Source organism: Salmonella sp. 2018103 (assembly GCF_026247685.1).
GTDB lineage: Bacteria > Pseudomonadota > Gammaproteobacteria > Enterobacterales > Enterobacteriaceae > Salmonella > Salmonella enterica.
This window is the reverse complement of the sequence record NZ_CP111029.1, coordinates 1,766,138-1,782,422: the sequence shown is the minus strand read 5'-3', so window position 1 is coordinate 1,782,422 and position 16,285 is coordinate 1,766,138. Positions and strand designations below refer to the sequence as shown.

The window sequence follows — 16,285 nt, the reverse complement described above, 5'->3', positions numbered from 1 at the left end:
GCGTTCAAAAAATTATTTTTCATAAGCGATTGATTTTTAAACCGGCGATTTTGCATACACCCCAACAATAGCATTATTTGCTAAAATTTCATCCCGCCACCAGCCGCTGGCCAGCCCGGCGGTCTGTTCATTCCAGCCAACCCACACCGGTTCATAGACGATTTGCGCCACAACTTTCTTCTCTATAAGCGCGCCGCTTTCCAAAAATCGCTGCGCCAGATAACGCGGTAAATAGCCGCATCCCAGGCCGCTAATTTGCAGCTCCAGCTTGGTTTTAAAATCAAACACGGTAATCGCTTCCTGAGCGTCGAGCAGTTCAGACCCTATTGATCGCGAGGAATGGACGCTATCGCCAACCACAATCGCGCGAAAACGTTTGATCGTCTGGCGGCTAAGCGGTTCCTCTTCATGAACCAGCGGATGATGCGGGGCGACAGCAAACACCAGTTCAAGATCGCCCAGTCTTGCAAAGCCAAAGCCGGTGTCAGGCGGCGGCGCGCGCATGGCGCCAACGATGATATCCGCCCTTCCCTGCGTCAGCGTCTCCCATGAACCGCCGAGAACGCCATTAACAAATTTAAGGCGCGTCACGCTGTGGCGTTGATAAAAAGCGTCGATAAGCGGGGCCAGAAGAGAAAAGGGAAAGGTATCATCCACACCGATGACCAGTTCGTTCTCCCAGCCTTCATGCAGTTTAATCGCCTGCTTTTCCAGCTCGCGAACGGTGTGCAGCACTTCACGGCCTTTTTCCAGTAGCATCTTACCGGTTCGCGTAAATCGCGCGCGATGCCCGCTACGGTCGAGCAGTTGGATATTAAGATCGTTTTCCAGCTTATGAACGGTATAACTGAGGGCGGACGGCGTTTTAAATAATTTTGCCGACGCCGCCGCGAAGCTGCCTTCTTTTTCTAACGCATCAAGAATAACCAGAACGTCCAGCAGTGGTTTCATACTCGTCCCCTTGCGCTATATGGCGACCACCTGCTGGACAGCGACTCACTCCATCGGCATCACCAGCGGATCGGGATATTGATATTCAAATCCCAGCTCATTACAAATCCGGCTACCGTCGATAATCTTCCCTTTGCCGTTGTCCGGTGCGTCACGAAAATGCGGCGGCGCCATTCCCAGCAAGCGCGTCATTTGCGGATAAAACACGTTGCGGGCTGGATGCGCCGGCGCACATATATTATAGATGTGCCCTCCTTTTGGCGCCTGTAGCAAGAGGGTAATTGCGCCAACCACGTCTTCAAGATGCACCAGATTGACCCCGTGTTGACCATCCGGCGCGGTTTTTCCAGCAAAGAAACGTCCGGGGTGGCGTCCAGGCCCGACCAACCCCGCCAGCCGCAGAATATCCACTGACGTGCCCGGCAGATTATGCAGCCAATCTTCCAGTTCCTTCAGGGTACGCCCGCTGGCCGTGACCGGATTACGCGGCGTATTCTCTTTCACCACGCCTTGCGCATCGCCGTAAACAGACGTCGAACTGGTAAAAATAATACGCGGGATACGATAAGCCAGCGCGCTGTCGACCAGTTCCTGCATCGCCTGCAGATAAAAATCCTCTCCCGGACCGCTACGGCGCGCGGGCAGTGTTATCACCAGCGCATCGACATCCAGCAGAGCGTCAAGATCGTCCGCCTCACAGACCAGCTCCGGCTCCAGACGCAGCGGATAGCTTTCAATTCCACTCATACGGGCCGCTTCCACCCCGTCAAGGGTGGTTTTGCTGCCGGTAACCTGCCAGCCTCTCGCTGCCAGCGACATTGCCAGCGGCATGCCTAACCAACCTAAACCGACAATTGCGACCTTTTTCATCCATTTTCTCCTGACTTTAACGCCTTATACATAAGGCTACGCCAGCCCGCCGTGACTGACAATTCATACTATAAATGCGAAATGAAAAAAGCGCTTGCTTTAAGGCGTAAAAGTGGTTTAGGTTAAAAGGTATCAAATGAATAAGCATTCATCGGAATTTTTATGATACGCGTTCAATTTAAACACCACCATCATCACCATCATCCTGACTAGTCTTTCAGGCGATGTGTGCTGGAAGACATTCAGATCTTCCAGTGGTGCATGAACGCATGAGAAAGCCCCCGGAAGATCATCTTCCGGGGGCTTTTTTTTGGCGCGCGATACAGACCGGTTCAGACAGGATAAAGAGGAACGCAGAATGTTAGACAACACCCGCTTACGCATAGCTATTCAGAAATCAGGCCGTTTAAGCGATGATTCACGAGAATTGCTGGCCCGCTGCGGCATAAAAATTAATTTACACACTCAGCGCCTGATTGCGATGGCGGAAAACATGCCGATTGATATCCTGCGCGTGCGTGATGATGACATTCCGGGTCTGGTGATGGATGGCGTGGTCGATCTCGGCATTATCGGCGAGAACGTGCTGGAAGAAGAACTACTCAACCGCCGCGCGCAGGGCGAAGATCCGCGCTATTTTACCCTGCGCCGTCTTGACTTCGGCGGCTGCCGTTTATCGCTGGCAACGCCGGTTGACGAAGCCTGGGACGGCCCGGCCGCGCTGGACGGTAAACGTATCGCTACCTCTTATCCGCACCTCCTCAAACGCTACCTCGATCAGAAAGGCGTCTCTTTTAAATCGTGTCTGTTAAATGGTTCTGTCGAAGTCGCGCCGCGCGCGGGGCTGGCCGACGCTATCTGCGATTTGGTCTCTACCGGCGCGACGCTTGAAGCTAACGGCCTGCGTGAAGTCGAAGTTATCTACCGCTCTAAAGCCTGTCTGATTCAGCGCGACGGTGAGATGGCACAGAGCAAGCAAGAGCTGATCGATAAATTGCTGACCCGTATTCAGGGCGTGATTCAGGCGCGCGAATCGAAATACATCATGATGCACGCGCCAAGTGAACGCCTGGAAGAGGTTATCGCCCTGCTGCCTGGCGCTGAAAGGCCGACAATCCTGCCGCTGGCGGGCGAGCAACAGCGCGTGGCGATGCACATGGTCAGCAGCGAAACGCTGTTCTGGGAAACCATGGAGAAACTGAAAGCGCTTGGCGCCAGCTCGATTCTGGTACTGCCGATCGAGAAGATGATGGAGTGATCTGACGCCTGATGGCGCTGCGCTTATCAGGCCTACGTAATGCGTTGATATTTTGGGTTCAGTAGGCCGGATAAGGCGGAACCCTGTGATGGAGTAAAGACCATGAGCTTCAATACCCTGATTGACTGGAACAGCTGTAGCCCTGAGCAGCAGCGTGCGCTGCTGACGCGTCCGGCGATTTCCGCCTCTGACAGTATTACCCGGACGGTCAGCGATATTCTGGATAATGTAAAAACACGCGGTGACGATGCCCTGCGTGAATACAGCGCTAAATTTGATAAAACAGAAGTGACAGCGCTACGCATTACCCCTGAAGAGATCGCCGCCGCCGGCGCGCGTCTGAGCGACGAACTAAAACAGGCGATGGCCGCGGCCGTCAAAAATATTGAAACGTTCCATTCCGCGCAGACGCTACCGCCAGTAGATATAGAAACCCAGCCAGGCGTGCGTTGCCAGCAGGTTACGCGTCCCGTCGCGTCTGTCGGTCTGTATATTCCCGGCGGCTCGGCTCCGCTCTTCTCAACGGTGCTGATGCTGGCGACGCCGGCGCGCATTGCAGGATGTCAGAACGTGGTTCTGTGCTCGCCGCCGCCCATCGCTGATGAAATCCTCTATGCGGCGCAACTGTGTGGCGTGCAGGAAATCTTTAACGTCGGCGGCGCGCAGGCGATTGCCGCTCTGGCCTTCGGCAGCGAGTCCGTACCGAAAGTGGATAAAATTTTTGGCCCCGGCAACGCCTTTGTAACCGAAGCCAAGCGTCAGGTCAGCCAGCGCCTCGACGGCGCGGCTATCGATATGCCAGCCGGGCCGTCTGAAGTACTGGTGATCGCCGACAGCGGCGCAACACCGGATTTCGTCGCTTCTGACCTGCTCTCCCAGGCTGAGCACGGTCCGGATTCGCAGGTGATCCTGCTGACGCCTGATGCTGACATTGCCCGCAAGGTGGCGGAGGCGGTAGAACGTCAACTGGCGGAGCTGCCGCGCGCGGACACCGCCCGGCAGGCCCTGAGCGCCAGTCGTCTGATTGTGACCAAAGATTTAGCGCAGTGCGTCGCCATCTCTAATCAGTATGGGCCGGAACACTTAATTATCCAGACGCGCAATGCGCGCGATTTGGTGGATGCGATTACCAGCGCAGGCTCGGTATTCCTCGGCGACTGGTCGCCGGAATCCGCCGGTGATTACGCTTCCGGAACCAACCATGTTTTACCGACCTATGGCTATACTGCTACCTGTTCCAGCCTTGGGTTAGCGGATTTCCAGAAACGGATGACCGTTCAGGAACTGTCGAAAGCGGGCTTTTCCGCTCTGGCATCAACCATTGAAACATTGGCGGCGGCAGAACGTCTGGCCGCCCATAAAAATGCCGTGACCCTGCGCGTAAACGCCCTCAAGGAGCAAGCATGAGCACTGAAAACACTCTCAGCGTCGCTGACTTAGCCCGTGAAAATGTCCGCAACCTGGTACCGTATCAGTCCGCCCGCCGTCTGGGCGGTAACGGCGATGTCTGGCTGAACGCGAATGAATTCCCGACAGCGGTGGAGTTTCAGCTCACCCAACAAACGCTTAACCGCTACCCGGAATGCCAGCCAAAGGCCGTGATTGAAAACTACGCGCAATATGCTGGCGTAAAGCCGGAGCAGGTGCTGGTCAGCCGCGGCGCGGATGAAGGGATCGAGCTGGTGATCCGCGCCTTCTGCGAACCGGGGAAAGACGCCATTCTCTACTGTCCGCCCACTTACGGTATGTACAGCGTCAGCGCCGAAACTATTGGCGTAGAGCGCCGGACGGTTCCCGCGCTTGAAAACTGGCAGCTGGATCTACAGGGGATTTCCGACAACCTTGACGGCGCAAAAGTGGTGTTCGTTTGTAGCCCCAATAATCCTACCGGGCAACTTATCAACCCGCAGGATCTGCGCACGCTGCTGGAGTTGACACGCGGTAAAGCGATAGTCGTCGCCGACGAAGCTTATATTGAGTTTTGCCCGCAGGCCACGCTGACAGGCTGGCTGGTTGAATATCCTCATCTGGTTATCCTGCGTACATTGTCGAAAGCTTTTGCACTGGCGGGTCTGCGCTGCGGCTTTACGCTGGCTAATGAAGAGGTGATCAACCTGCTGTTAAAAGTGATCGCCCCTTATCCGCTTTCTACGCCAGTGGCGGATATCGCCGCCCAGGCGCTGAGTCCGCAGGGAATAAACGCAATGCGCGATCGCGTGGCGCAGACAGTGCAGGAACGTCAGTATCTGGTGAATGCCCTGCAACAGACCGCCTGCGTAGAACACGTCTTTGACTCTGAAACCAACTATATTCTGGCGCGATTTACTGCCTCCAGCAGCGTGTTTAAATCCTTATGGGATCAGGGCATTATCTTACGCGATCAGAATAAACAACCTTCTTTAAGCGGCTGCCTGCGGATTACTGTTGGCACCCGCCAGGAAAACCAGCGCGTCATTGACGCCTTACGTGCGGAGCCAGTATGAGTCAGAAGTATCTTTTCATCGACCGGGACGGAACCTTGATTTCCGAACCGCCAAGCGATTTTCAGGTAGACCGCTTTGATAAACTGGCCTTTGAGCCAGAGGTGATTCCCGTATTGCTGAAGCTGCAAAAAGCCGGTTTTAAGCTGGTGATGATCACTAACCAGGATGGACTTGGCACGCAAAGCTTCCCGCAGGCGGACTTCGACGGACCGCACAACCTGATGATGCAGATTTTCACTTCTCAGGGCGTATGCTTTGATGAGGTGCTGATCTGCCCTCACCTGCCCGCAGACGACTGCGACTGCCGCAAGCCCAAAGTAAAGCTGGTGGAGCGTTATCTTGCGGAACAAGCGATGGATAGCGCCAACAGCTATGTGATCGGCGATCGTGCGACCGATATCCAGCTCGCTGATAATATGGGCATTACTGGTTTACGCTATCACCGTGAAACGCTGAACTGGACGATGATTGGCGAACAGCTAACGAAACGCGATCGCTATGCGCATGTGGTCCGCAACACCAAAGAGACACAGATTGATGTCAGCGTCTGGCTGGATCGCGAAGGCAACAGCAAGATTAATACCGGCGTCGGCTTCTTTGACCATATGCTCGATCAAATCGCCACCCACGGCGGCTTTCGCATGGAGATTACCGTTAAGGGCGATCTCTATATCGACGATCACCACACGGTAGAAGATACCGGACTGGCGCTCGGTGAAGCATTAAAACTGGCACTCGGCGACAAGCGCGGTATCTGCCGTTTTGGCTTTGTACTGCCGATGGATGAATGTCTGGCGCGCTGCGCGCTGGATATTTCCGGTCGTCCGCATCTGGAATATAAAGCTGAATTTACCTACCAGCGTGTGGGCGATTTGAGCACAGAGATGATTGAACACTTTTTCCGCTCACTCTCTTACACGATGGGCGTCACTCTGCATCTCAAGACTAAGGGTAAGAACGATCACCACCGTGTCGAAAGTTTGTTTAAAGCCTTTGGTCGAACGCTACGCCAGGCTATTCGCGTGGAGGGCGATACATTACCGTCCTCGAAAGGAGTGCTGTGATGAACGTCGTCATCCTTGACACCGGCTGCGCCAATTTAAGCTCGGTAAAATCCGCCGTGGCGCGCCACGGTTACACCCCGGTGGTCAGCCGCGAAGCGGAAATCGTATTACGCGCTGACAAACTCTTTCTGCCCGGCGTCGGCACGGCGCAGGCCGCTATGGATCAACTGCGCGAACGTGAACTGATCGACTTAATTAAAGCGTGTACTCAGCCGGTACTGGGTATCTGCTTAGGGATGCAACTGCTGGGTCGTCGCAGCGAAGAGACGCGCGGCGTGGATCTGCTGAACATTATCGAACAAGATGTGCCGAAAATGACCGACTTTGGTCTACCGCTGCCGCACATGGGCTGGAATCGCGTGTATCCGCAGGCGGGCAACCGACTGTTTCAGGGCATTGAAGATGGCGCCTATTTTTACTTTGTGCACAGCTACGCGATGCCGGTCAACCCGTGGACTATCGCCCAGTGCAATTACGGCGAGCCGTTTACCGCAGCGGTACAGAAAGATAATTTCTTCGGCGTACAGTTCCACCCGGAACGTTCGGGCGCGGCGGGCGCACAGTTGCTAAAAAATTTCCTGGAGATGTAATGATTATTCCGGCATTAGATTTAATTGACGGCACCGTGGTGCGTCTCCACCAGGGTGACTACGCCCGCCAGCGGGATTACGGTAACGATCCCCTGCCCCGTTTGCAGGATTACGCCGCCCAGGGCGCCGGGGTGCTGCATCTGGTAGATCTGACCGGCGCTAAAGATCCGGCTAAGCGACAGATACCGCTGATTAAAACCCTGGTCGCGGGCGTGAACGTGCCTGTTCAGGTCGGCGGCGGCGTGCGTACCGAAGAAGACGTTGCGGCATTACTGAAAGCTGGCGTTGCCCGTGTGGTCATCGGTTCAACGGCGGTGAAATCCCCTGACGTGGTGAAAGGCTGGTTTGAACGTTTTGGCGCGCAGGCGCTGGTGCTGGCGCTGGACGTTCGCATAGACGAACACGGCAACAAGCAGGTGGCGGTTAGCGGCTGGCAGGAAAATTCCGGCGTCTCGCTGGAACAACTGGTGGAGACCTATCTCCCCGTCGGCCTGAAACATGTACTGTGTACCGATATTTCTCGCGACGGCACGCTGGCGGGCTCTAACGTGTCGCTGTACGAAGAAGTATGCGCCAGATATCCGCAGATCGCCTTTCAATCCTCCGGCGGTATTGGCGATATCGATGATATTGCCGCCCTGCGCGGCACCGGCGTGCGCGGCGTGATTGTCGGGCGCGCGCTGTTAGAAGGGAAATTTACCGTTAAGGAGGCCATCCAATGCTGGCAAAACGTATAATTCCGTGTCTGGATGTTCGTGATGGTCAGGTGGTGAAAGGCGTACAGTTTCGCAACCATGAGATCATTGGCGATATCGTTCCGCTGGCCAAACGCTATGCCGACGAAGGCGCGGACGAACTGGTGTTCTATGACATTACCGCCTCCAGCGATGGTCGCGTAGTCGATAAAAGCTGGGTGGCGCGCGTTGCCGAGGTGATCGACATTCCGTTTTGTGTAGCGGGCGGTATCCGGTCAATTGACGACGCCGCCAAAATTCTTTCTTTCGGGGCGGATAAGATCTCTATCAACTCCCCGGCACTGGCTGACCCAATGCTGATTACCCGTCTGGCTGACCGTTTTGGCGTACAGTGCATTGTCGTCGGGATTGATACCTGGTTTGACGACGCCACGGGGAAATATCATGTTAACCAGTATACCGGCGATGAAAACCGTACCCGCGTGACGCAGTGGGAGACGCTGGATTGGGTGCAAGAGGTACAACAGCGCGGCGCGGGGGAAATCGTCCTGAATATGATGAACCAGGACGGCGTGCGTAACGGTTATGATCTGACGCAGTTGAAAAAAGTCCGTGACGTTTGCCGCGTGCCGCTGATCGCCTCCGGCGGCGCGGGCACGATGGAACACTTTCTTGAGGCATTCCGTGATGCCGATGTCGACGGCGCGCTTGCCGCCTCCGTTTTTCACAAGCAAATCATCAATATTGGCGAATTAAAAGCGTACCTGGCAGGCCAGGGCGTGGAGATCAGGATATGTTAACAGAGCAACAACGCCGCGAGCTGGACTGGGAAAAAACCGATGGCCTGATGCCAGCCATCGTGCAACATGCAGTATCCGGCGAAGTATTGATGCTGGGCTATATGAACCCACAAGCGCTGGACAAAACCATTGAATCCGGCCATGTTACGTTCTTCTCACGCACGAAACAGCGTTTATGGACCAAAGGCGAAACCTCAGGCCATGTGCTGAATGTCGTCAGCATTGCGCCAGATTGCGACAACGATACACTGCTGGTGCTGGCAAACCCTGTCGGGCCGACCTGCCACAAAGGTACCAGTAGCTGCTTTGGCGACGCCAGCCATCAATGGTTATTCCTGTATCAACTGGAGCAGCTACTGGCAGAGCGCAAAACCGCCGATCCGGCCAGCTCTTACACGGCGAAACTGTACGCCAGCGGTACCAAACGTATTGCGCAAAAAGTTGGCGAAGAAGGTGTAGAAACCGCGCTGGCGGCCACCGTCAATGATCGTTTTGAATTAACCAATGAAGCGTCTGACTTGATGTACCACCTGCTGGTGCTATTGCAGGATCAGGATCTCAACCTCACCGCCGTGATCGACAATCTTCGTAAGCGTCATCAATAAGCATAAAAAAACCGGGCAATGCCCGGTTTTTTAGTGAGAAATTTTACCTTTCGAAGCCAACCCACCATCCGGCAAAGAAGCTTACAAGGCTTTTGGCTTATAGCTACGTAGCGCATTGCGCCCTAGCACAATCCCGGCGCCGATCATCCCACCCAGCAACACAGCCAGCACGAGGGTAATGGCTGTTTTCGGGCTATCGCGACGGACCGGCAGCGTCGGCTTCATCACATAACGATAGACGTGCACCGTATCGGCAGTCACTTTCAGATTTTTAATGTCCAGCAGTGTCTGCTTCGTCTGGTAATAGGCCGGAGAAAAGACCAGTGGACGCGTCGCTTCGTTCTGTATCATCGATTTCAGCGCATCGCTGCCCAGCAGGAACATCGTGTCCTGGGTAACATCCTGGGTTTGCTGAATCTGCGGCTGCGTGATTTTGGCCTCATCCGCATAGCGCAACGCTTCTTCGATTTGCTTAATACGCAGATCTTTTTGTTCCTGCGCCACAACTTCCTGCGTCTCAAGAGACTCCTGCAACGTTTTGGTTTGCAGCGTGATGTTATCTTTCAGGTCAACTTCCAGTTCCTTAGCGACCTCTTCATCCACCTGTTGGATATATTCCGCCAGCCGACGCTGCGCCCCTTCAGCGGTAGTACTCACATAAGAAACCGAGAGTGGCAGCGCCTGCCCCTTTACCGACTGTTCAATGGTGAGCTTTTCCCGCTCTTTCTGATTATCCAGCGCTTCCGATAATGCGGAAAACGCAGAGCTAAAGCGGCTTATAAAATTCGCCTGCACTTCAGAGATTTTGGGAGCATTCCCGCCATACAAGACGTTGAGCGCGTTGGTATAGGTGGCAACCTGCGCGGCATCAGGTTGGGTAATAATCGCCGTGGATGTCCATTTTTCTTTGGCTATCATCAGGTAGCCTACGGCCAGCAAAATGGCGATAACAACGGCTACAATAATGGTCATCTTCCCACGCCATAACTGTAGCAATAACTCAATCAAATCAATCTGTTCCGGATCGTTCCCACGCCCGGAAGACGTATTACTATCCACTGTCATAGATACCCTAACTAAAAAAAGGATGAAGCTGGAGACAGTGTAGTCATAAAGCAAATATATGCCATAGGATTAATGATAAAAATCAGACATTATTTCCATTTGGTCAATAAATCATCGGGACTCATCAGCCCCGATTGCCTTATTAATCACTACCGAAAAGATCGCGGGTATACACTTTTTCAGCAACATCCAAAAGCTCTGCCGCCATCCTGTTGGAAATAATGACATCCGCCTGCTGTTTAAAGCAGTGCAAATCACGTTCAAGACGTGAGTTAAAGAAAGTATCTTCTTCCATTACCGGCTCATAGATGATGACCTCTACGCCTTTCGCTTTAATGCGCTTCATAATCCCCTGAATCGATGAGGCGCGGAAGTTATCGGAGCCACTCTTCATAATCAGGCGATAAATGCCCACCACTTTAGGCTTTCTGGCGAGGATAGCGTCGGCAATAAAATCTTTACGCGTACGGTTTGCTTCAACGATAGCGGAGATAATATTATTAGGCACCGACTGATAATTAGCCAGCAACTGTTTGGTATCTTTTGGCAAACAATATCCGCCATAACCAAAAGAGGGATTATTATAATGATTGCCAATACGCGGATCGAGGCACACCCCTTCAATAATTTGTCGGGTATTTAATCCTAACGTTTCAGCATAGCTGTCTAATTCATTAAAATAAGCGACTCGCATAGCGAGATAAGTATTGGCGAAAAGTTTAATGGCTTCCGCTTCAGTGGAGTCCGTAAACAGCGTCGGAATCTCCTGTTTAATAGCGCCTTCCTGGAGTAATGCGGCAAATTCTCTGGCGCGCTCAGACTGTTCCCCAATCACGATACGGGAGGGATAAAGGTTATCGTAAAGGGCTTTACCTTCACGTAAAAACTCCGGAGAGAAAATGATATTTTCTGTCGCAAACTTCTGACGCATTGCCGCCGTGAAGCCAACCGGCACCGTAGACTTAATAATCATCACGGCTGCGGGGTTGATGCTGATCACATCCTGAATGACCGATTCCACACTGGACGTATTAAAATAGTTGGTTTTGGGATCGTAATCCGTAGGCGTAGCAATGATGACGTAATCTGCATTCTGGTACGCATCAAACTTATCCAGCGTTGCCCTGAATCTGATGTTATCTTCCTTTAAAAATTGCTGAATTTCTTTATCAACAATCGGAGATATCCGATCATTTAACAGTTCAACACGGGAAGGAACAATGTCTAACGCCACCACATCATGATGTTGTGCAATAAGCAAACCATTAGACAAGCCAACATAACCCGTCCCGGATATCGTGATTTTCATTATTCGCTCTCAGAATTAACTTAATTATGAATCATGATGTATTTCGCATCCTGATAAGATATTAAAGTTTTAACGCCTGAGTATATAAAGTGCAACGCAGACGAAAACAATTCAGATTATCTTCATTACGATAAACACAGATTATTAAGTTAATATTAAGTAAAAGCGATAAATCAATAAGAATAGAGATAAAAAAAGCCCGGTATTAAACCGGGCTTAAACATTTTTGCAGAAATTATTCCAACCATTCGGTATGGAAAACACCTTCTTTATCAGTACGTTTATAGGTGTGCGCACCAAAGTAGTCACGCTGCGCCTGAATTAAGTTAGCTGGCAGTACTGCGGCGCGATAGCTGTCATAGTAGGCAACTGCCGCAGAGAATGTCGGCACTGGAATGCCGTTCTGCACCGCGTAAGCCACAACATCACGCAGCGCCTGCTGGTACTCATCAGCAATTTTCTTGAAGTAAGGCGCTAACAGCAAATTGGCAATACCAGCGTTTTCTGCGTAAGCATCGGTGATTTTCTGCAGGAACTGAGCGCGAATGATACAACCCGCACGGAAAATCTTAGCAATCTCGCCGTAGTTGAGATCCCAGTGATATTCATCAGACGCAGCGCGTAGCTGCGAGAAGCCCTGCGCATAGGAGACGATCTTGCCAAGATACAGCGCGCGACGCACTTTCTCGATAAATTCCGCTTTGTCGCCTGCCGGTTGCGCTTTCGGGCCGGAGAGCACTTTAGATGCGGCAACACGTTGTGCTTTCAACGAAGAGATGTAACGCGCAAAGACGGATTCGGTAATTAGCGACAGCGGTTCGCCCAGATCCAGCGCGCTCTGGCTGGTCCATTTACCGGTCCCTTTGTTGGCGGCTTCATCAAGAATGACATCCACCAGGTAGTTTCCGTCTTCATCTTTTTTAGTGAAGATGTCTTTAGTGATGTCGATCAGATAACTGCTCAGCTCGCCGTTATTCCACTCAGTAAAAGTGTTCGCCAACTCTTCATTACTGAGGTTCAGGCCGCCTTTCAGCAGGGAGTAAGCTTCAGCGATAAGCTGCATATCGCCATATTCAATACCATTGTGGACCATCTTGACGTAGTGACCCGCGCCATCGGCGCCTATATAGGTCACGCACGGTTCGCCATCTTCCGCCACGGCAGCAATCTTCGTCAGGATCGGAGCCACCAGTTCATAGGCATCTTTCTGACCGCCAGGCATGATAGATGGCCCTTTCAGCGCGCCCTCTTCACCACCGGAAACGCCGGTACCGATAAAGTTAAAACCTTCCGCAGACAGCTCGCGATTGCGACGGATTGTGTCCTGGAAGAAGGTATTACCGCCATCAATAATGATATCGCCTTTTTCCAGATACGGTTTCAGCGAATCGATAGCTGCATCAGTACCTGCGCCCGCTTTCACCATTAACAGGATACGACGAGGCGTTTCGAGGGATTCAACAAACTCTTTCACCGTGTAATAAGGCACCAGCTTTTTGCCGGGATTCTCGGCAATCACTTCTTCGGTCTTTTCACGGGAGCGGTTGAAAACGGAGACGGTATAACCACGGCTTTCGATGTTGAGCGCGAGGTTGCGCCCCATCACTGCCATACCGACGACGCCGATCTGTTGCTTGGACATTACATACTCCTGTCAGGTGTGGTCACCGCGCGACGAGAGCGCGGCTTGAAATGTGGCTTAGATGTTAACTTAAAAATCAATAGTATTACAGTTACAAATTCCCGCCTTATTTATTAAGTTACGCCTTAATTAAAGCGTTATCCAACTCGCATTTCTTAAAGATGTTTCGTTATTTCCCAAAAACCATTGCTTAGGTGAAATAACCAATTTATCTTCATACTTATTCAGCCAAGCTCCCCACCAACTGTAGGTACTATTTGCTATAATATTGTTTTTACATAAAGACATAAGATACATATCTATGGCGCTAAAATCATAGTCACTATTATTTATCACATAACAATTATCATTCTCCAAAAAGGCTTTCTGTGCCCATCGAACATCATCAGAGAAGATAATAAAATTTTGTTTACCTCGCTCACGCTCTACATATTCCATAGCATGGTTGTAATAACTTATATCCAGCACACCATGATATTTAGCCGCATGCTGATTTGTTACATAATCTCCACGGCGAATGTGTAACGCAGTTGTATTATTGCTTCTCTGAATCAAGGAATATAACTCTAAGTTTTTACAGATATCTAGAAGATCATCCCGTAGTTCAAACAAAGGTAAAATTAACTGTTTATGCTTATTGAGTAGATCTGCATCCTGATAAAATGAAAATAAACATGCTTTATCAATATTTTTTATTGTTTCAAAAGTGTAAAAAGCTCTATCAGAGAGAGCATATTTCCCAAAGAGAGCTATGGATAAAATTTCTGATATTTGCTTAGGAAATGGATTTCTTTTAAATTTTCTAAGCAACTTAATTTTTTCTTTTTCATCCGCAAAACTGAATCTATCATAGCTTATGTTAAACTGGTTCAGTTCTAAAGATCGTACAGTATCCCTTTTCGGTTGAGAATAGTAATAACTGTCATCCAACACTAATGTAGTGCTCTGGAAATATTGCTTAAGAATATAAGCAGCTGCATATTGAAACATTTGGTTACCTAAACCACCAGAAAGACAGCTATACACAGTTAAATCCTTATTTTATTAGGGCTTTAGAGAAATGATAAATGCAGGCAATAAAATTAATCATTTTTCTGTTCTTTAAGAATTCTCGTAACGAATAACTCGCACATTCATAATATGCAAGTTTCGATTTTTGGGTCGAGTTTGAATGTATGCGATAATTTAATAAAGGCTCATCCATATTATCCCAACGTGGAATTGAATCCCGCATCCTTAACCAAAGATCATAATCTTCAGAATTAAACCCTCCACTATAACCTCTATGTTTCAGGAAAAAATCTTTTCTAAACATTACCGAAGGATGAGCAAAGGGGTTTTTAAAAATTATCTTTTTGAAGATCGCATTTTTTTGAGGATAGGATCTAAGACCTAAGAAAGTATCATTCTCGTCAATTAAATTGATTGCCGTACCAACTAAATCGAGATTATTCTTTTCAAGATATGTTATTTGTTTCTCTAAACGCTCAGGATGAGATATATCATCCGAATCCATTCTTGCTATAATATCATACTTTGATCGCGATATTGCAAGATTTAGAGAGAAACCTAGTTGCCCGATACATGTTTCAATTATTTTAACTTGTTGATTACTATTTATCTTTTCTTTCAAAGTAGTAGCTATTTCACTTGCATCCTTACCATTAGCAATAATAATTAATTCATAGTTTCTAAAAGTCTGATTCAATATGCTATTAATTGCAGGCATTACATATAAATCAAACCTATTAACACACATAATAACTGATATCATGCCAATTTATATCCTTTTAGCACGTAAAATTCTTTTAACTAAAAAAACAGTAAAAATTAACGGAAGTATAAAAAAATTCATATTGACAAAATTATTATACATCATCGAAAATAAACACGCCATAACCAAGAACGGCTGGAATATATATGAAAAAGGTGTTCTATTTCTTTTCAGGAAAATATACTGTGCTATAAAACCAATAAAAAAAGCATAAACGAAACTAAAAAAACCTAATGATACATAGGAACTTCCTACAAGACCAATAGGAGATGTACTATCAGGAAAATATAAACTAATAGTTGAGGCAGGTATTATTTTTTGAGGTAAAAACCAATTAAAAAAATAAAAAATGTCGCTTATATTATTTTGTACAATATAACTAAAGTTGACTATAGGAGAACCAAAATAAAAACCACCAATAAATCTTAATATAAATTCAAAGTTAAACGATAAATCTTGATCAGGATTTCTAATAATTCTCGTAACCGAAAAAAGTATGATGGTAAAAATCGCAACACAACTTCCTTTTGTAAAAGATATTTTTTTCGGAGAATATAACATTAGCCCTAAGAAAACATAAAGTAACGATTGTAGCTTGGCGTAACTAATAAATTTTATAATAATAATAATAAGACTAATTAAGACTATTGGCCTTTTATCATTCAATAATCTTGCCATACCATACATTAGAATTCCGAAATACCCAAGAAGTAAAGAGATACCATGTATGCCTAGTGGTGAGGAAGCTATTTTTGACTCTATAAGCTGAGCGTTAACCCCTCCTAATATATAGATGTTTATTATATTTGCATTCCCCATGAAATATTGGGTTATTAAAAATGTAATAACATTCATCAAGAGGATAACTTTAAAAAAGACATCATATTTTTTAAAGTTATAAATAATATACTCATTTCTAGGGGGGGAATTTATCTTATTATAAAGAAAGCAATACGATGAAAACGCACCGATTAAAAAGAAAAAGAAAAAAAACAAGGTAATGATTAGAACATTATTATCAGGATTAAAATTAAATATATTAAAAGAATTCCATACCTCTTCGCTTGTTTTTATTTGAAAAATGGTATTAAGCACAACAGAAACAGTTATTAAAATAACAGGATTAAATACAGTTCTGAAGTCATCATTTTTAGGTATTATTATTTCTCTCATTATCAC

At 48.6% G+C, this 16,285-nt stretch carries 17 protein-coding genes and 1 other annotated feature; of the genes, 9 read left to right on the top strand and 8 right to left on the bottom strand.

The window, feature by feature from the left end:
• Positions 1–36: 36 nt before the first annotated feature.
• The gene (locus OLG56_RS08415; RefSeq protein ID WP_023233210.1) at positions 37–951 is read right to left on the bottom strand and encodes a LysR family transcriptional regulator; all 915 of its coding nucleotides are present in this window, start codon (positions 949–951) and stop codon (positions 37–39) included.
• Positions 952–996: 45 nt separating this feature from the next.
• Positions 997–1,821 (bottom strand): SDR family oxidoreductase, encoded by an 825-nt coding sequence (locus OLG56_RS08410; protein WP_000754712.1) that lies wholly within the window; start codon positions 1,819–1,821, stop codon positions 997–999.
• Positions 1,822–1,983: 162 nt separating this feature from the next.
• On the opposite strand from OLG56_RS08410, the gene hisL reads away from it, so the two are divergent.
• The 9 genes from hisL to hisIE all read left to right on the top strand — a co-directional run bounded on the left by hisL (position 1,984) and on the right by hisIE (position 9,316).
• Positions 1,984–2,034 (top strand): his operon leader peptide, encoded by a 51-nt coding sequence (hisL, locus tag OLG56_RS08405; RefSeq protein ID WP_001368802.1) that lies wholly within the window; start codon positions 1,984–1,986, stop codon positions 2,032–2,034.
• Positions 2,010–2,133 (top strand) — a sequence feature (His leader region). Its footprint overlaps the gene before it by 25 nt.
• Before the next feature lie 46 nt (positions 2,134–2,179).
• A complete protein-coding gene (gene hisG / locus OLG56_RS08400; protein WP_000886599.1) occupies positions 2,180–3,079 on the top strand; it encodes an ATP phosphoribosyltransferase in 900 nt (299 codons plus the stop codon).
• 102 nt (positions 3,080–3,181) lie between these two features.
• Positions 3,182–4,486 carry a histidinol dehydrogenase gene (hisD, locus tag OLG56_RS08395; protein WP_000009612.1) on the top strand — a complete coding sequence of 435 codons (1,305 nt, stop codon included), beginning with the start codon at positions 3,182–3,184 and terminating at the stop codon, positions 4,484–4,486.
• The gene (gene hisC, locus OLG56_RS08390) at positions 4,483–5,562 is read left to right on the top strand and encodes a histidinol-phosphate transaminase (protein ID WP_000102710.1); all 1,080 of its coding nucleotides are present in this window, start codon (positions 4,483–4,485) and stop codon (positions 5,560–5,562) included. The genes hisD and hisC overlap by 4 nt, the downstream gene beginning before the upstream one ends.
• On the top strand, positions 5,559–6,626 hold the full coding sequence (gene hisB, locus OLG56_RS08385) for a bifunctional histidinol-phosphatase/imidazoleglycerol-phosphate dehydratase HisB (protein WP_000080044.1): 1,068 nt from the start codon (positions 5,559–5,561) through the stop codon (positions 6,624–6,626). Before hisC ends, hisB begins: the two co-directional genes overlap by 4 nt.
• Entirely contained in the window at positions 6,626–7,216 is a 591-nt protein-coding gene (gene hisH, locus OLG56_RS08380) for an imidazole glycerol phosphate synthase subunit HisH (protein WP_001103591.1), read from the top strand. The genes hisB and hisH overlap by 1 nt, the downstream gene beginning before the upstream one ends.
• Complete coding sequence (gene hisA / locus OLG56_RS08375) at positions 7,216–7,953, top strand: 1-(5-phosphoribosyl)-5-[(5-phosphoribosylamino)methylideneamino]imidazole-4-carboxamide isomerase (protein ID WP_000586406.1); 738 nt, start codon at positions 7,216–7,218, stop codon at positions 7,951–7,953. The genes hisH and hisA overlap by 1 nt, the downstream gene beginning before the upstream one ends.
• The gene (hisF, locus tag OLG56_RS08370; RefSeq protein ID WP_000880123.1) at positions 7,935–8,711 is read left to right on the top strand and encodes an imidazole glycerol phosphate synthase subunit HisF; all 777 of its coding nucleotides are present in this window, start codon (positions 7,935–7,937) and stop codon (positions 8,709–8,711) included. The genes hisA and hisF overlap by 19 nt, the downstream gene beginning before the upstream one ends.
• On the top strand, positions 8,705–9,316 hold the full coding sequence (gene hisIE, locus OLG56_RS08365) for a bifunctional phosphoribosyl-AMP cyclohydrolase/phosphoribosyl-ATP diphosphatase HisIE (protein WP_000954845.1): 612 nt from the start codon (positions 8,705–8,707) through the stop codon (positions 9,314–9,316). The genes hisF and hisIE overlap by 7 nt, the downstream gene beginning before the upstream one ends.
• An 81-nt stretch (positions 9,317–9,397) precedes the next feature.
• On the opposite strand, the gene wzzB is transcribed toward hisIE, so the two are convergent.
• The 6 genes from wzzB to OLG56_RS08335 form a co-directional block, all read right to left on the bottom strand.
• Positions 9,398–10,381 carry an LPS O-antigen chain length determinant protein WzzB gene (gene wzzB / locus OLG56_RS08360; RefSeq protein ID WP_000215266.1) on the bottom strand — a complete coding sequence of 328 codons (984 nt, stop codon included), beginning with the start codon at positions 10,379–10,381 and terminating at the stop codon, positions 9,398–9,400.
• 142 nt (positions 10,382–10,523) lie between these two features.
• The gene (ugd, locus tag OLG56_RS08355) at positions 10,524–11,690 is read right to left on the bottom strand and encodes a UDP-glucose 6-dehydrogenase (protein WP_000704825.1); all 1,167 of its coding nucleotides are present in this window, start codon (positions 11,688–11,690) and stop codon (positions 10,524–10,526) included.
• Between the two features lie 235 nt (positions 11,691–11,925).
• Positions 11,926–13,332, bottom strand: coding sequence for an NADP-dependent phosphogluconate dehydrogenase (gnd, locus tag OLG56_RS08350; protein WP_000043533.1), 1,407 nt, complete (start codon positions 13,330–13,332; stop codon positions 11,926–11,928).
• 129 nt (positions 13,333–13,461) lie between these two features.
• Positions 13,462–14,358 (bottom strand): alpha-1,2-fucosyltransferase, encoded by an 897-nt coding sequence (locus OLG56_RS08345; RefSeq protein WP_020898969.1) that lies wholly within the window; start codon positions 14,356–14,358, stop codon positions 13,462–13,464.
• Between the two features lie 10 nt (positions 14,359–14,368).
• The gene (locus OLG56_RS08340; RefSeq protein ID WP_000626464.1) at positions 14,369–15,106 is read right to left on the bottom strand and encodes a glycosyltransferase; all 738 of its coding nucleotides are present in this window, start codon (positions 15,104–15,106) and stop codon (positions 14,369–14,371) included.
• Between the two features lie 6 nt (positions 15,107–15,112).
• Positions 15,113–16,279 (bottom strand): hypothetical protein, encoded by a 1,167-nt coding sequence (locus tag OLG56_RS08335; protein ID WP_061377425.1) that lies wholly within the window; start codon positions 16,277–16,279, stop codon positions 15,113–15,115.
• Positions 16,280–16,285 lie beyond the last annotated feature (6 nt).

Bases quoted from the DNA above. Each gene is read 5' to 3' on its own strand.
- OLG56_RS08410 (WP_000754712.1), bottom strand. From the start codon at position 1,821: ATGAAAAAGGTCGCAATTGTCGGTTTAGGTTGGTTAGGCATGCCGCTG.
- hisA (WP_000586406.1), top strand. From the start codon at position 7,216: ATGATTATTCCGGCATTAGATTTAATTGACGGCACCGTGGTGCGTCTC.
- OLG56_RS08415 (WP_023233210.1), bottom strand. From the start codon at position 951: ATGAAACCACTGCTGGACGTTCTGGTTATTCTTGATGCGTTAGAAAAA.
- OLG56_RS08335 (WP_061377425.1), bottom strand. From the start codon at position 16,279: ATGAGAGAAATAATAATACCTAAAAATGATGACTTCAGAACTGTATTT.
- gnd (WP_000043533.1), bottom strand. From the start codon at position 13,332: ATGTCCAAGCAACAGATCGGCGTCGTCGGTATGGCAGTGATGGGGCGC.
- hisC (WP_000102710.1), top strand. From the start codon at position 4,483: ATGAGCACTGAAAACACTCTCAGCGTCGCTGACTTAGCCCGTGAAAAT.
- ugd (WP_000704825.1), bottom strand. From the start codon at position 11,690: ATGAAAATCACGATATCCGGGACGGGTTATGTTGGCTTGTCTAATGGT.
- hisH (WP_001103591.1), top strand. From the start codon at position 6,626: ATGAACGTCGTCATCCTTGACACCGGCTGCGCCAATTTAAGCTCGGTA.
- hisB (WP_000080044.1), top strand. From the start codon at position 5,559: ATGAGTCAGAAGTATCTTTTCATCGACCGGGACGGAACCTTGATTTCC.
- hisG (WP_000886599.1), top strand. From the start codon at position 2,180: ATGTTAGACAACACCCGCTTACGCATAGCTATTCAGAAATCAGGCCGT.
- hisF (WP_000880123.1), top strand. From the start codon at position 7,935: ATGCTGGCAAAACGTATAATTCCGTGTCTGGATGTTCGTGATGGTCAG.
- hisD (WP_000009612.1), top strand. From the start codon at position 3,182: ATGAGCTTCAATACCCTGATTGACTGGAACAGCTGTAGCCCTGAGCAG.
- OLG56_RS08340 (WP_000626464.1), bottom strand. From the start codon at position 15,106: ATGATATCAGTTATTATGTGTGTTAATAGGTTTGATTTATATGTAATG.
- hisIE (WP_000954845.1), top strand. From the start codon at position 8,705: ATGTTAACAGAGCAACAACGCCGCGAGCTGGACTGGGAAAAAACCGAT.
- wzzB (WP_000215266.1), bottom strand. From the start codon at position 10,381: ATGACAGTGGATAGTAATACGTCTTCCGGGCGTGGGAACGATCCGGAA.